Genomic DNA, 15511 nt, shown 5'->3' with positions numbered 1-15511 from the left:
CCGAAGCCGACGCAGAAGCTGGACGACCTCCCGTCTCCACGAGCTGACGCCCGCGGAAAATTCGACCAGGTGACGGTTCCCGAGTCGCTCGTGACGGGAGGCCATGCTGCTGTCGAGATCAGTGCGTCTGCCCGAGATCGCCCTGCGGGTGCTGGGCCCCTGTGTTGCTACGCGACTGCCACGCTGACCATCTCCCGGTCGACGTGAACCGCCCCGGATCTTGCAGAGACTTTGATTAGCCTGAGCAGTCCCGGGCGTTGCCGCAAGTCGGGAGAGGCTCAGGAGGCCTCTGTGTGTCGTCCCGTGGGCGGGGGCGCGAAGGGCGGTCAGGGGCGTTCGATGCGCACGGGATCGCCGCGGACCAGCTCGTCGTGGACGCGCCATCGGGCGGCAACGACCGCCCGCCTGGCCGCCTCGTCACTGGCCGTGAGCCGTTGCCGCAGGAGCCGCAGCGCGATGCTCCGGTTGAGGCCGTAATGCCGCTCGGTGTCGACCACCACGACGGTGCCGGTCGGGCGGTGGGTGGCCCGCGCTGCGGTGCTGGCCTTGTTGCGGTGCTGGCCGCCGGGCCCGCCGGTGCGTACGGCCACCACCTTTACGTCGGCCTCGGTGAACGGGTTGACCGTGGCGTCGACCTCGCAGCGTCGGGAGGCGACGTACCAGTTTTTCCGGCCGTGGCCGGCACGGTAGGGGCTGGGCGCCTGCCAGCACAACGTCCCGGTCCAGGCGGCGGCGACCGTCTCCGCACCTGCACCGGTGAGCCGGATCAGAACCGACCGGTAGGTGCCGGGCCGGTCGCCGGCGACGCTTTCCAGCCGTACGACGCCCACATCGTGCCGGGTGGCGTCGGCGTCCAGTCGGCGCAGCAGCTGAGCCAGCGCCCATGCGCACTCCTGCGGGCCCCGGCCCGCCGACAGCAGCAGGTGCGGGGTCACCGCTGCCCCCGCCGCCGGTGCTCGGCTTGCCGGCGCTCGGGTCGCCGGTCGTTGCGGGCCGCGGCTCCCACGTCCGGCGTCTTGTAGGTGACCAGTGGGACCGTGGTCGCCACCGGGGTTGCCAGCCCGTGGCCGACCAGGTCGGCGATCACCTGCTCGATTCGCTTGTACGCGGTTGGCGCCTCCTCGAACAGCAGCTGCCGATCGCCGCAGACCACCAGCGAACCCACCGGGGTGCGGCGCAGCTCGTCGACCGTGTGCTTGGCTCGGCCCCGGCGCAGCGCGTCGGCCCGGGACATCTTGCGGCCCGCCCCGTGTGCCACCGAGTGGTTGGCCTGCGCGCCCGCGTGCGCGGCCACCAGGTACGACGGGGTGCCGCGGGTGCCGGCGACGAGCACGTCTCGGCTGTCGCCCGGGGCCGCGCCCTTGCGGTGCAGGTAGTGCCCGTCGCGTATCTCGACCAGGTTGTGGCACTGGTCGACGATCGGTGCTGTCGGCTCGGCGCCCAGCGCGATCGCGGTCCGGGCGGCCAGCAGCCGCCGGTTGAGCGAACCCCAGCGCACCGCGTCGTCGTGTCGGGCCAGGTACCCGGCCGGGTCGTCGGCGGGACCGGCGCCTCGCAGCTCAGTGTGCTCACGCAGGATCCGCTCGCCGAGACCGCGCGACCCGCTGTGCACGACGAGAACGGTGTCGCCGGTGGCGAGTTGGAGCCGCGCGGCGTGGCCCGGGTCGAGGATCTCGCCGACGCGGGCCAGCTCGACGAAGTGGTTGCCCCGCCCGACGGTACCGAGACCGTCGAGGTGGCCGGCGGGGACGTTACCGTCCAGCACGGACCAGGCCGGGTCGTCGGCGTCCCGATCCGGGTCGAGCGGGCGGTCCAGGTCGGGGAAGCGGGCGGCGAGCCGCTCCGGCACGACCCGCTTCAGCGCGATCGGGAAGACGGCGATGCCGCAGCCGATGTCCGAGCCGATCAGGTGCGGGTAGAGCACCGTCGAGGTCATGGCGGCGCCGATAGGGGCGCCCTTGCCGGGATGCAGGTCCGGCATGCCGGCGACATGGACCATGCCGTCGAGGGTGGCCACCTGGTGGCACTGGTCGACGGCCTCCGACTCGACCCAGCTGCCCGGGGAGGCGAAGACGGTAACGGTGGCAGGAGTAGGTGCCGGCAGGGACTCCTGCCGGAGAGGCTTAACGGACAAGGACGCTCGCTTCTCGCCAAAGGGGGGATGGACGGCCGCCGATCGCGATGGCGTGGCGGCGACGAAGGTGCTTCCCTCAGAACGTCATGTCACCAGCGTCCCGGAACTCATAGTCGCCGGCAACAGACTTTCGGGTCCGTCCAAGCGAACCACCCCGCCGCCTGAGAACGTCCCCGCCCGGTCCAGCTAGGTAAGCTGACTCTCGGACGAGCGCGATGGCGCCGAAAATGCGCAGACCGGGTCGCTGCCGCGTCGATCCTCGAAGACGAGTCGGGACAGCGGCGTCACCAATCGGCTGACCCGGTTATCTAGACCTGAGTTGCAGTTCGCCACAAACGACGATCATGGATCCCTGGTCAACGTCGCCCCACCGACACAAATCCCATCCGCCGGTGTACAACGCTCCCGCTCTGCTGCCACGCCCGACGGTGGGACGTCTTGCCCGTCGTGGCTTATCCCTGCGGAAGTGCCGTCAACTGGTTACCCCAGCGTGACGTCGAACCGGTGAGACGACTATTGCAGGGCAGTGAGCTGCTGGTATGTGTGGTTCGGATTCTGCCAAGTATGGTCCACCGATAGTCCCTGGCGTGGGGAAAACGTGAGTCCGTGATTGGCAGTGCGCGAACCACCTCGGCTCGATGTGCGGTGGACTGGGGAACGCGTCTCCGCGGTGCGGTCCGCGTATCGGTCGCGTGGTTCAAAGTCGATGCGTCGGCCGTCTGCCTACTACTCGGCCAGCGTTGATCTTGCTGCCATCTTGTTCACGACGGACCCGAGTCCGGGCGTGACACAGGACGTCTGGTCTCGCCCTATCCGGTGTCAGCGGTACTCTCGCCCGAGGTCGGCAACCGGAGCAGAGTCGGTCGCACTGGCGGCTTGCCCCCGCGCTGTGCCAGCGGCAGATGCTAATGCAGTTGCCGCCGCTTTGGCTTTCTTTGCTGCTTGTTGCCGCGCTGTCGGCTCACCGGCCGCGAGGTGCGCCTGTCGAGCCCGCCGGCTACTCGACGTGACCACTCTTCGTACACATGATCTTCCCGACAGTGTCGGTCAAATCCCCCAGATCGGCAGTCGTTGATGTTGACACATCGAAATATGCAGGTCAGGGTGGTGATCATTTCTCACGGGGGGAGGCTGCCGTTTTGCCTAGTTCCATTGTGTCCTTACATGCTTGGAGGCGGCCTCGTCGGTCGCGTTGGCCAGTCGTCGCGTTGACGGTCGCAGTGCTCGGGTCGGGGCTTGGCGTGGTCGATGGGTCCGATGCCGCGTTCGCTGCGCCTTCGTCGCTTTCGGATTGTTCGGTGACGGTGGCTGCGGACGAGGTGGCTGCTGCGGCGCTGGCTGCCGAGTGTGGTGTGCCGGTGGAGGCGTTGAGTGAGCGGACCGAGTTCGAGCAGGTGGTGGTGGAGCCGTCGGGTTCGCAGACGTTAACGGTGGCGGCGGTGCCGCAGCGGGTACGCCGGGGCGATGGTTCATGGGCGGCGATCGATCCGACTCTGTCGGTGTCGGGCGGTGCGGTGATGCCGGCGGCGACGTTGGCGGATGTTCGCTTCTCGCCCGGCGGGTCGGGACCGTTGGCGACGTGGCGGAAGGGCGGTTCGTCGTTCACGGTGTCGTGGCCGTTGGGGGCGCTACCAACGCCGCGGCTGAGCGGTGCGACCGCGGTGTACGACGCGGTGCTTCCTGGGGTGAATCTGCATGTGACGGCGTTGCGGGAGGGCTTCTCGCACGCGGTGGAGATTCTGACTCCGGCCGCGGCGGCGAACCCGGCGGTGCGTCAGATCCGGTACGCGCTCGGTGGAGACCTCCAGGTGGAGTCGGATGCCCGTGGTGGGCTGCGGGTGGTGGATCCGGCGGGGGAGACGGTTGCGGTGACGCACGCCGCGTCGATGTGGGATTCGTCGGCGGATCCGATGGTCGCGGGCGAGGTGATGGCGGCGCGTGGTGTCGGCCAGGCGGAGGCCGAGCCGGCGTCGGGTGCGGAGCCCGGCGTCAACTCTCGTCGCACGGGTGTCGATGTTCAGGTCGATGACGGCGAGTTGACGGTGTTCGCCGATGAGGCGATGTTGGATGACCCGTCGGTGACGTGGCCGGTGTTCGTGGATCCGCCGTTCAACGGGTTGCGGTCGAAGTGGGCGTACGCCAACGACGACAACAAGAACTGGGACGTGGGCAACCGGGCGTGGGTGGGTCGTAACGACTACGACGGGGTGTTGTACCGGTCGTTCTTCGACTTCAACGTCTCGACGCTGCGCGGTACGCAGATCCTGTCGGCGAAGGTGACCATGAAGCTGGACCACTCGTATTCGTGTGATCCGACGTGGGTGCACCTGTACCGGACGTCAGCGATCACGGTGTCCAGCGGGGCCCGGATGTCGTGGTCGACGCGGCCGTTGCCGTCGTCGTACTGGTTGGACTCGTGGGAGGGCATCGCCAACGAGGCCGGTGGCTGCACCTCGATCCAGCCGGACGCGGACGCGGTCTTCGAGGGCTCCACCCTGAAGGACGATGTGCAGGATCGGGCGACGGCGAACGCCACGACCTACACGGTCGGGTTGTGCGCCTGTAACAGCGACGGCGACCACGAGTCGACCCAGAGCCGGTGGAAGAAGTTCTTCACCGGCCACACGTATCTGGTCGCGACGTACGACAAGAAGCCCAACCCGCCGGCCCCGCAGCCGTTCAGAACGACGACGGACTGCTACAAGGCGTGCACGTCGCCGGCAGTGGTGCGCACCACGACCCCGACGTTGCTTGCAGACATATCGGACCCGTACAACGGAAACCTCCGGACCACCTTCGAGGTCCGCACCTCTGCCTCGGCGTCGGCGACGCTGGTGGCCAGTAACGCGTCGGCGCCGACGACGGACACGGCACCGGACACTGCGGAATGGCGGGTGCCGTCCGGGCTGGCCAACGGATCGACCTACTACTGGCGGGCCCGGTCCAAGGACGAGAACAACCTGACGGGTGACTGGTCGGGGTGGCAGACGCTGAGCGTGGACACTGCACCACCGGCGGTGTCATCGGTGTCCTCGACGCAGTACCCCCTGCGGGAGTGGGGCACCGTCGTGGGCACCGCGGGTACCTTCGCGGTCAGTGGCGGCTCGGATGTCGCGGACTTCACCTGGTGGGTGGACAGCGGCGCGGCGACCACGGTCGTCGCGTCGGGCACCAATCCGAAGACGATGTCGGTGACGCACACTCCGGCCACGGACATGGTGCACACGCTGAACGTGGTGGCCAAGGACATAGCCGGCAACATCAGCCCGACGCACCTGCACCAGTTCTGGGTGTCACCGGTGCCGAACAAGTTCGCCCGCTGGAAGTTCGACGAGGCGTCGGGGACGACGGCTGCGGACTCGGGCTCTGGTGGAAGTGCCCTGTCGCCGGGAACCTTGTCGGGTTCGGCGTCGTTTGGGCCGGGCTACCTCGGCAACGCCGCATCGTTCACCGGGACCGGTGGTCAGATCACCACCACCGGGCCGGTGCTGGACACCACCAAGAGCTTCACGGTGATGGCCTGGGTCCGCGCCTCTGACCTGGCGGCCCACGACTATCAGGTTGCGTTGAGCCAGGACGGTACGACGGCCAGCCGGTTCCAGTTGATGTACAACAAGGACGCCAACGGCGGCGCGGGCGGCTGGTGCTTCGCCATGCGCCCCACGGATGGTGGCAACTCGACGAGCGCCTGCACGGACGGAACGTCCTGGGGGCTACCGTCCGTGGGCACGTGGGTACACCTCGCCGGGGTGTACGACGCGGCCACCCACAAGATCCGTGCGTTCGTGATGGGCGACCCACTCAACTGCGGCGGTGAGACCGCCGAAGCATCCTTTACCGGCACGTGGTCGGCGACCGGATCGTTCGCGATCGGCCGTGGTCTGTCGTCGGGCGCGGCCGCGAACCGTTGGCGCGGCGAAATCGATGACGTCCACGCGTTCCAGCGGACCCTTTCCGACATGGAAATCTGCCAGCAAGCCGCCCAGTAACCCATCCGACCCGGACTCCGGGCGGCCCGAGCCACCGTCAGTGGTCTGGCTCGACTGCCATGGCGGCAAGGCTGCCAGGATTCCCGAACTCACGTGCCGTCAGCTCGTCACGTTCCACCTCCGGTTCCGTCGCTAAAAGCATGCATGGGGAGCAGCGCCATGAGGGTTGAAGTCGATGGTCCGCCGCAGCGGACGAAAGCAAGGCCCGGCGTCGGGCGCCGGATGCGCTGGATGTCCGCACCGTTGGCGGTGGTCCTGGCGGTCACGATGATCGATCAGCCGTCGGCTGTCGAGGCAGCGCCGAAGTGGGAACCGCCAAAGCCGAAGGATGTTGCCGGACTGCGGGTGACCGACGCGAAGCCGGAGGCCGCACGAGTGACGGCCTTCCCGGAGTCGCGTGCGGTGCAGGGCCCACGGCCCGTGACCTGGCCGTGGTCGGGTACGGCGACGGCCCGCCCAACTGTGGCGGGTGCGCATCGGGCTGGCGAGCTGCCGGTGACCGTGTCCGCAGTGGAGTCAAAAGGGTTCGGCGCGCGGGGTGTGGCCGGGCCGGAAGCGGTGACGGTGCGGGTGTTCGACCGAGCGGCAACGGCGCGGGCAGGCGTGCAGGGTGTGCTGCTGAGTCTCGGTCGCTCGGATGGCATACCGGGCAATGGTCGGGTGTCGGTCGGGGTCAACTATTCGGGGTACGCGCATGCGTTCGGTGGTGACTGGGCGTCGCGGCTGCGGCTGACGCAGCGGCCCGCGTGTGCGGCAACCACGCCGCAGCTACCGGAATGCCAGACGTCGACGCCGGTGCCGACGGTGAACGACCCGCAGGCGTCGACGTTGTCGGCTCAGGTGGGCCTGTCGGGTAAGGCGGCGACGCTGCTGGCGGTGCAGGCGGAGTCGGGTGGCGACAACGGTGACTACAAGGCGACCGACCTCTCACCGGCCGCTGCCTGGGATGTGTCGGCCCAAACAGGTGATTTCTCCTGGTCGTACGAGATGCGGATGCCCCCAGGATTGGGCGGTCCCGAACCGTCGGTGAGCCTGGCGTACTCGTCGGGCAGTGTGGACGTTGACCGCGATGTCGAATAACCAGGGTGGCTGGGTCGGTGATGGTTGGGCGTCGTGGCCGGGCTTTATCGAGCGGCGCTACGCCTCCTGCGCGGACGACAACCCGAGCCACAAGACCGGCGACCTGTGCTGGTTCAACGACAACGCCACGCTGTCAATGAACGGTCGGGCCGGTGAGCTGATTCGGGACGGCTCGGTCTGGCGGTTGAAAGACGACGACGGCACCAGGATCGAGCGGCTCACCGGCTCGGCCCGTGACAACGGGGACAACGACAACGAGTACTGGAAGCTCACCACCACCGACGGGGTGCAGTACTTCTTCGGCTACCACCGGCTGCCGGGCTGGTCCTCGGAAAAGCCGGTGACGAACTCGACCTGGACCGCGCCTGTGTACGGCAACAACTCCGGTGAGCCGTGCTACGACTCGACGTTCGCCGACGCCCGTTGTACCCAGGGGTGGCGGTGGAACCTGGACTATGTGGTCGACCCGAACAGCAACTCCCTGGCGTACTTCTACAAGAAGGAGACCGGCGCGTACGGCCGCAACATGACGCCGACGCAGCGGACCACGTACGACCGGGGTGGCTACCTGGACCGCATCGAGTACGGGATGCGCAAGGGTGCGGAGTACGACGCGGCGGCGCCGCTGCGGGTGCTGTTCGAGACCAACGAGCGGTGTCTGTCGAACTGCTGGACGGGTACGGCGTGGACGTCGGATCCGAAGCCGGCCTCGTGGCCGGACACTCCGTGGGACCAGTACTGCAAGGAGTCGCCGTGCGTGGAGCAGAACGCACCGACGTTCTGGTCGGCGCGGCGGCTGACGAAGGTGACCGCTCAGCTGCGTAACGGCACGTCGTCGTATCGGGATGTGGAGTCCTGGGCGTTGCGGCAGGAGTTCATCAACGCCGGTACCGGTGAGAGCACGCCGATGTGGCTGCGTGGGGTCACCCGGACCGGGCACGTCACCACCGCCGGTGGCGTCGTCGTCTCCGACCCGGAGATCACGTTCAACCCGGGGGCGGAGCCGTTGGCCAACCGGGTGGACGGGCCGTCGGACCAGCGCACCGAGCTGAACCGGTGGCGGATCAAGCAGATCCGCACCGAGTCCGGCGGGGACATCCTGGTCACCTACTCGGGGCACGACTGCACCCGCGGCAGCCTGCCGACGCCGCATTCGAACACCAAGCGGTGCGTGCCGGCGTACTTCTCCTGGCCGGGCAGTGGTGACCCGACGCTGGACTGGTTCCACAAGTACGTGGTCACCCGTATCGACCAGGACGACCTGGTCACCGACCAGCCGAACCAGACCACGTTCTACGACTACCTGGACTCCCCGGCCTGGGCGTACAACACCGACGAGTTGACCAAGGACAAGCACCGCACCTGGGGTGACTGGCGTGGTTACGGCCGGGTCCGGGTGCGTCAGGGCGACCCGACCAACGGGGTGCAGACCGCCGTGGAGTATCGCTACCTGCGTGGCATGCACGGCGACAAGCAGCCCAGCGGCACCCGCAACGTGCAGGTGTCGGACACCTGGGGCGGATCCATCACCGACCATGAGGCGCTGCAGGGCTTCGTCCGGCAGGAGATCACCTACAACGGGGTCAGTAGCAGCGGCGTCATCGGAGCCGAGGTGTCCTCCACGGTGAACGAGCCGGTGCGGGTGGGACCGACCGCTACCCGGGAACGTAACGGGGTCACCACCAACGCGTGGCGAGTGAACACGGCCTCGACCCGTAGTCGCACTGCGCTGGCCGCTGGCGGGTTCCGTACCACCAAAACCGCTACCGTTTTCAATCCGGACGGTTTCCCCGCGGAGGTGGACGATTTCGGCGACGAGTCAGCCACGGGGGACGAGACGTGCACCCGGATCAGCTATGCCCGTAACGCGACCGCGTGGATGCTCGACCGGGCCAGCCAGACCGAAGTGCTCTCCGGCACCTGTGCCGCCGCGACGACGCCGGCGAACCCGACCACGGTCCTGAAGCGGAGCCGTACCTTCTACGACAGCTACACCAACGACTCGTCGTTCGGCGCCGCCCCGACCCAAGGCAACGTGGTCCGCACCGAGGACCTGGACCGCTTCAACGGCTCCACCCCGGTATACCTCCGCACCGCAACAAACACCTACGACGACAACGGCCGGATCGCCTCGACCACCGACGCCCGGGGCTACACCACAACCACCAGCTACACCACGAGCAACGGTGGACTGGTGACCCAGACCGTGGTGACCAACGCCCTCAGCCAGGCCACGACCACCGATCGGGAATCGGCGTGGGACCTGCCGACGAAGGTCACCGACCCGAACGGGGCGGTGGCCGAGCAGACCTACGACGGGCTGGGCAGGGTCACCAACGTGTGGCAGCCAGGACGGAACAAGGCTAACCAGACGCCGAGCATGAAGATTAGCTACCTGGTACGCAACAGCGGTGGGCCGACCGCGGTCACGACCGAGACGCTGTTGGTCACTGGCAGCAGCTACCGCAAGTCGGTTCAACTCTTCGACGGCTTCCTCCGGGCCCGGCAGACCCAGACCCAGGCCACCGGCGGCGGAAGGCTGCTGACCGAGACGTTCCACAACGCCCGCGGTGAGGTGGAGTGGACATCCGCCCCGTACTACGACACCACCAACGCCTCACCGTCAACGACACTCGGCACACCGCAGGGACAAATCCCATCCATCACCCAGAACGTGTACGACGGGGCTGGCCGGCAGACGGAGAAAATCCTCATAGCGCTCGGGGCGAGCAAGTGGAGCACCACGACTAGTGCCGTGACCACGAACGTTCACGGTGTTGGTTGACACGCCGCGCGGCCTGTCGGGCGGGCGGCGTTGTGCGGGTCAGGCTGTGGCGGTGGCAGATCTTGTACGCGTGCGGCGGCTGAGTGACCAGGAAGGTCAGCAGCTGCTCAGAATCACCCGCCGGGGAACCGGTTCTCCGATCCGACTACGGCGGGCGATGGTCGTGCTCGCCTCGGCCGGTGGGAACACGGTGCCGGCGATCGCCCGCTTGGTCCAAGCCGATGAGGACACGATCCGGCAGATCATTCACCGGTTCAACGAGATGGGGATGGCCAGCCTGGACCCTCAGTGGGCGGGTGGCCGTCCCCGCCAGATCAGTAGCGACGAAGAGCAGTTCATCGTCGAGACGGCCAACACCCGCCCCGAGAAGCTGGGGCGGCCGTTCACCCGGTGGAGCATCCGCAAGCTCGCCGACCACCTGCGCCTGCATGCCACCCGCCGGGTCCGGATCGGGCGGGAACGGTTGCGGCAGATCCTGCGCCGGCACCGGATCACCTTCCAGCGGACCAAGACGTGGAAGGAGTCCACCGACCCGCAGCGCGATGCCAAACTCGCCCGGATCGAGTACGTCAGCACCCACTTCCCACAACGGGTGTTCGCCTTCGACGAGTTCGGACCCCTCGTGATCCGCCCCCAGCCCGGCGCCGGGTGGGCACCCGCAGGCCATCCGCACCGGCTGCCCGCGAACTACCACAAGCTGCACGGCGTCCGGCAGTTCCACGGCTGCTACTCCGTCGGCGACGACCAGCTCTGGGGTGTCGTCCGGCGCCGCAAGAGCGCCGCGAACACCCTGGCCGCACTCACGTCGATCCGCGCCGCCCGCCCGGACGGGGCACCGATCTACGTCATCCTGGACAACCTGTCCGCGCACAAAGGCCGCAAGATCCGGGCATGGGCGGCCCGCAACAAGGTCGAGCTCTGCTTCACCCCGACCTACGCCTCCTGGGCCAACCCGATCGAAGCCCAGTTCGGGCCGCTACGCACCTTCGTCATCGCCGGCTCCAACCACCCGAACCACCCGGCGCTGACTCGAAAGCTGCAGACCTACCTGCGCTGGCGCAACGCCAACGCCCGCCACCCCGACGTCCTGGCCGCCCAACGCCGCGAACGAGCCCGCATCCGCAGCGAACGCCAACAACGCTGGGGCCAACCCGCCGCCCTCGCAGCCTGACCCAACACCGCGAACCTTCGTGGTCAAGGCACTAGCTACGGCGGGGATCGTACCCACACCACCCCACCCCTCGGTGCCACCGCCACCACTACGGTTCTTGATGCCAAGGGGCAGGTAACGAGGCTGCGCCAGTACAAGGACCGGGCCGACGTAGGATCGACGGATCCGGCCAAGTATGACGAGACTAAGTACACCTACACTCTGCTCGGACAACAGAAAACCGTGCAGGACCCGGCCGGCAACACCTGGTCCTACGGCTACGACCTGCGCGGCAGGGAAATCCAGACGATGGACCCGGACAAGGGGACGACGACCTCCACGTATGACGCGGCGGGCAACGTGGTGACCACCACATCGCCGTCAGGCACGGGAACCGGCACCGTGACTCTTGCTCATACCTATGACGAGTTGGGCCGTAAGACCACCTTGCGCGATGGCAGCCCGACCGGCGCGAAGCGGGCCGAGTGGGTCTACGACAGCCTGCCGAACGGCAAGGGCAAGCTCACCTCCGCGACCCGCTACGTCGGCGGGCAGGCATGGATCAACCGGACGGACGCCTTCGACGCGTACGGCCGCCCGACGTCCGCGTCTGTGGTGGTGCCGTCGTCGGAGTCGCAGCTGTGTGCGGCGGCGGCACCCAACCCCTGCACTTACACCACGACCACCAGCTACCGGGTCAACGGCAAGGTCCACCAGATCAACCTCCCGGCTGCGGCGGACCTGCCGTCGGAGCGGCTGATCGTCGGTTACAACGACGTCGACGACTCCGGCGGTCTGCTCTCCGCGGCGCAGATCTACGTCGGAGCGGTCACCTACAACAAACTGGGTCAACTGACCGGGCGGGAGTTCGGCGCCTACGGCTACCGGGTCGCGGTCACCTCCGACTTCGACGAGCCCACCCGTCGACTCAAGGCCACCAACGTGGTACCCGAGCTGAAACCGGAAGCAGCGAACTGGACCTATGACCACGACCCCGCCGGGAACGTCACTCAGATCAAGGAACAGGCGCAGGGGCAGACTGCGGACACGCAGTGCTACAACCACGACTATCTGCGGCGGCTGACCCGGGCCTGGACACCCAATTCGGGCGACTGCCAGGCGAACCCCACCGTGGCCGGGCTCGGCGGCCCGGCGCCGTACTGGCACTCCTGGACATTCGACGTCACCGGCAACCGGCTAACCGAGACCCGGCACGCGACCAACACCACCTACACCTACACCCACCCGCAGGCAGGTTCGGCGCGGCCGCACACAGTCACCAACGTCACCGCCACCGGCGGCGCTACGTGGAGCCGGAACTACAGCTACGACAACGCCGGCAACACCATCACCCGGCCCACCACCAGCGGCGCCACCCAAACCCTGTCCTGGAGCCCCGAGGCACGGGTCGACAGCATCACCGAAGGCGCCAGCACCACCAGCTTCCGCTACGACGCCGACGGCAACCGCCTGACCCGAACCGACTCCACCGGCAAAACCCTCTACCTACCCGGCGGCCTAGAAGTCCGCTACGCAAACTCCACCACCGCCAAGACCGCCACCCGCTACTACAGCCACGCCGGCACCACGGTTGCCGTACGGACCAGCAGCAGCCTCCATTGGATCGTCGCCGACCACCACGGCACCGCCGAAGTGACCGTCAACGCCACCACCCTCGCGGTCGCCAAGCGCCGCACCTTGCCGTACGGCGACACCCGCGGAAACGGCACCGGAACCTGGCCAGCTGCCATGGACAAAGGCTTCGTCGGCGGCACCAGTGATCCCACCGGCCTGACTCACATAGGCGCGCGAGAGTACGATCCGTTCATCGGCCGCTTCATCAGCATCGACCCCATCATGGATCTCACAGACCCGCAGCAGATGCACGGATACGCGTACGCCAACAATTCCCCAGCCACATACAGTGATCCCAGCGGTCTCTACTTCGAAGAGAACAACGACGGTCAGGGCCGCCGCGGCTACGTCACCAAGACTTCTTCCGGAAAGAGCAACGTGAAGGTCACCGGGAAACCGGTAACGCCGAGCAAGCCGAAGAACGGCGGATGGCGTCAGTTGCTGCCCAACCTTCGGTTGCCGGGAGTCGATCAGATCGTGAGATTCACGCCGCTGGTCAAGGAAATAGCGGCGAAGGCGGGAATGTCGCCGGCTCCTGTCCTTGCCATCCTCCTCAGGGAAAGCAATCTGCGGACAATTGGGGGCAAATTCGCTAAGATGATGGAGGGGACGCAAATCCTATTGGACCGGCTTGGTAAATATCCAGGGACGCCTTCAATTGGGCTGGTTCAAATGCAGGAAGGAACCTTCCAGGAGACTAAGGATAGGCATCCGGCGGTATTCTCCGGGAGATCCTGGAATGAATTGGTTCTCGACGACGAGCTCGCGCTCACGGCGCTGACTTATCACCTGAAGGATCTCACCGTGACCGCCAAACTCCTAACCAACAATTCTCCACTATCGATCGATGAACTCGCCGCCGTAGGGTATAATCAGGGGGAAGGTGGCATGCGGGACATTGCGAAATCGGGACAGCTGAATCCCGATGCTCGCACCTACCTCTACGGTCGGACGACGCCGGGATACGTGTTCCACAGAGGCGTAGCGGAATACGCGATGACCGAGTTGAGGGTCCCGTTCGACCCGAGGTGGGGAGAGATGTGAGTCGTGTGGACGGGTGGTCGAGACTCGCTGGCGTCTGCCACGGCCGTGTGGACACGGCTCCTTCTTTCGCGCGGCTGGTGGCCGGCTTGCTGCTGACCGTTCTCGTGCTGGGTGGATGCGGGGTCATCAGTCGCCCTGCCTGGCAGTCCGAGGTCATGGAGTGTGCATCGACTGCAACAATCACCGATTATCAGGAAATTCACCAGGGCTGGGAGAAGTCGCAGTTCGAAGTGGCGTACGTCGGCCCGCCGAGTGACGATCCGATGGGGCTCGTGCAGGCCCCAGGGATGCGGCTTGAGAAGGCTGACGGGTCGATTGGCCGAGACGTGCTTTTGGCGGAGGGGAGCATCCGTGGTGAGAATTCCCGTTGCTTGGTCTACCTGTCGAGGCTAGATATCGGTCCCGCCCGCAGCGAATATCTGAACATCGATGAAAATGTGGCTGCTGAGATTGCTCGGGGAGAGCGGGAGGTGCTGGAGCTGAGCTTCATTCGGTACCGCGAGTGAGTGACCGTGCGAACAACGCGGGAGGAGACAATTGTCTCCTCCCGCGTCCCGGTTGCCACTCCGCAGCGATGAACTGACTAACCGACACTGCTCTCGCTGTGGACACTAATCCTTGCCTACCGCATGGGACGGGTCGCGATCGGGTAGGCGCACGTCGCTCTCGTACCGATGGTGCCCGACAGGGGAGCGGGGGGCGCGGGGGGCCCTGGCGACGTGCTGTCGGCGTCCCCCATGGAAGCATCCTGATAGCCCCCGTTTACCCTCCGAAAACACTGGCCGAACGTTGACGGACAGTAGCAAGAAGAGATCACCTCCTGGCCGTGTATATGCAAGCTCAATGCCGACTTTTGACGGCTCTTCGAAGTTAAGCGGGGTTGAGGTGTCCGCGGTGGCGTCGGGTGGTCGCGGTGCGGGTGCGTAGGCGCTGGTTTTCGGGGTTGCGGAAGCCGTAGGCGTCGCGAGCGACGGTCTTGATGACGCGGTTGGTGCCTTCCGATCCGGCGTTGGTGATTCCGGTGCGTAGGAATGCGTGGATCTGCGGCCACCAGGTTTCGATCGTGGTGGCGAGCCGGTGCAGCTCGGGCAGGTCGGTGGCGGCGCAGCGGGTGTAGAAGCGGTGCAGCAGTCGGTGGACGTGTTCCCGGTCGGGCTTGGTGCGGGCGGTCGCGAGCAGGTCGAGCAGGTCTTCCTTGGCGTTCCACGCGGCGAGGATCGGGGCGCCGATCTTGGCGGGCAGTGCCTCAAGGGTGTCGACGAGGCGGTCGACGTGCTTGCCGGGCATGCGAGCAGCGGACCGGGTCAGCCGGTTACGCATCCGCCATTCCGGGTCGGTGCCGCGGCCGCGACGCCCGCGCTGAGTGAGCGTGACCCGGCGGCGGACCTCGGTGACGGCCCGGTTGGCCAACTGCACGACGTGGAAATGGTCGACGACCAGCAGCGCGTGCGGCAGAACCTGCCGGATCGCGGCCTTGAACACGGTGCACATGTCGATCGCCACCGCTTGGATCTGCTCGCGCCAGGCCGGTCGGCGAGCGGTGAGCCAGCCGGTGACCGCGCGGGTTCGGGGTTCGAGTTCCTGAGCGCGTGCCAGCGTGCAAGTCCCTGATTTAGCAGGCATCTCATGAACTGGCGGGGCGGTGAACGGGGGTCATGGCAGCTGTCATCAGGGTAACTGCGGACGAAAGTCGA

9 protein-coding genes are annotated in these 15511 nt (G+C 67.0%); 6 read left to right on the top strand and 3 right to left on the bottom strand.

Annotated elements, in window-relative coordinates; genetic code table 11:
- Positions 1–326: 326 nt before the first annotated feature.
- Positions 327–935 (bottom strand): peptide chain release factor H, encoded by a 609-nt coding sequence (gene prfH / locus O7597_RS31300; RefSeq protein ID WP_281581600.1) that lies wholly within the window; start codon positions 933–935, stop codon positions 327–329.
- Positions 932–2134: an RNA ligase RtcB family protein gene (locus O7597_RS31295; protein ID WP_281581599.1), complete on the bottom strand. Its 1203-nt coding sequence runs from the start codon at positions 2132–2134 to the stop codon at positions 932–934. The genes prfH and O7597_RS31295 overlap by 4 nt, the downstream gene beginning before the upstream one ends.
- A gap of 1208 nt (positions 2135–3342) precedes the next feature.
- Here O7597_RS31295 and O7597_RS31290 point away from each other — a divergent pair.
- The 6 genes from O7597_RS31290 to O7597_RS31270 all read left to right on the top strand — a co-directional run bounded on the left by O7597_RS31290 (position 3343) and on the right by O7597_RS31270 (position 14323).
- Positions 3343–6123: a LamG-like jellyroll fold domain-containing protein gene (locus O7597_RS31290; protein ID WP_281581598.1), complete on the top strand. Its 2781-nt coding sequence runs from the start codon at positions 3343–3345 to the stop codon at positions 6121–6123.
- A 144-nt stretch (positions 6124–6267) separates the two neighbouring features.
- Complete coding sequence (locus tag O7597_RS31860) at positions 6268–7203, top strand: hypothetical protein (protein WP_348650780.1); 936 nt, start codon at positions 6268–6270, stop codon at positions 7201–7203.
- The gene (locus O7597_RS31285) at positions 7193–9988 is read left to right on the top strand and encodes a hypothetical protein (protein ID WP_348650779.1); all 2796 of its coding nucleotides are present in this window, start codon (positions 7193–7195) and stop codon (positions 9986–9988) included. Before O7597_RS31860 ends, O7597_RS31285 begins: the two co-directional genes overlap by 11 nt.
- A gap of 52 nt (positions 9989–10040) precedes the next feature.
- Entirely contained in the window at positions 10041–11159 is a 1119-nt protein-coding gene (locus O7597_RS31280) for an IS630 family transposase (protein ID WP_281580406.1), read from the top strand.
- A 222-nt stretch (positions 11160–11381) separates the two neighbouring features.
- The gene (locus O7597_RS31275; protein ID WP_348650778.1) at positions 11382–13817 is read left to right on the top strand and encodes an RHS repeat-associated core domain-containing protein; all 2436 of its coding nucleotides are present in this window, start codon (positions 11382–11384) and stop codon (positions 13815–13817) included.
- An 86-nt stretch (positions 13818–13903) separates the two neighbouring features.
- Positions 13904–14323: a hypothetical protein gene (locus O7597_RS31270; RefSeq protein ID WP_269742289.1), complete on the top strand. Its 420-nt coding sequence runs from the start codon at positions 13904–13906 to the stop codon at positions 14321–14323.
- A 364-nt stretch (positions 14324–14687) separates the two neighbouring features.
- Here the strand turns inward: O7597_RS31270 and O7597_RS31265 are convergent, their stop codons facing one another.
- Positions 14688–15440 carry a transposase gene (locus O7597_RS31265; protein WP_269742288.1) on the bottom strand — a complete coding sequence of 251 codons (753 nt, stop codon included), beginning with the start codon at positions 15438–15440 and terminating at the stop codon, positions 14688–14690.
- Positions 15441–15511: the final 71 nt, after the last annotated feature.

This window comes from Verrucosispora sp. WMMC514, from assembly GCF_027497295.1.
Lineage (GTDB): Bacteria > Actinomycetota > Actinomycetes > Mycobacteriales > Micromonosporaceae > Micromonospora > Micromonospora palythoicola.
The sequence above is the reverse complement of the archived record's forward strand: the minus strand, read 5'-3'. Positions and strand labels throughout refer to the sequence as shown.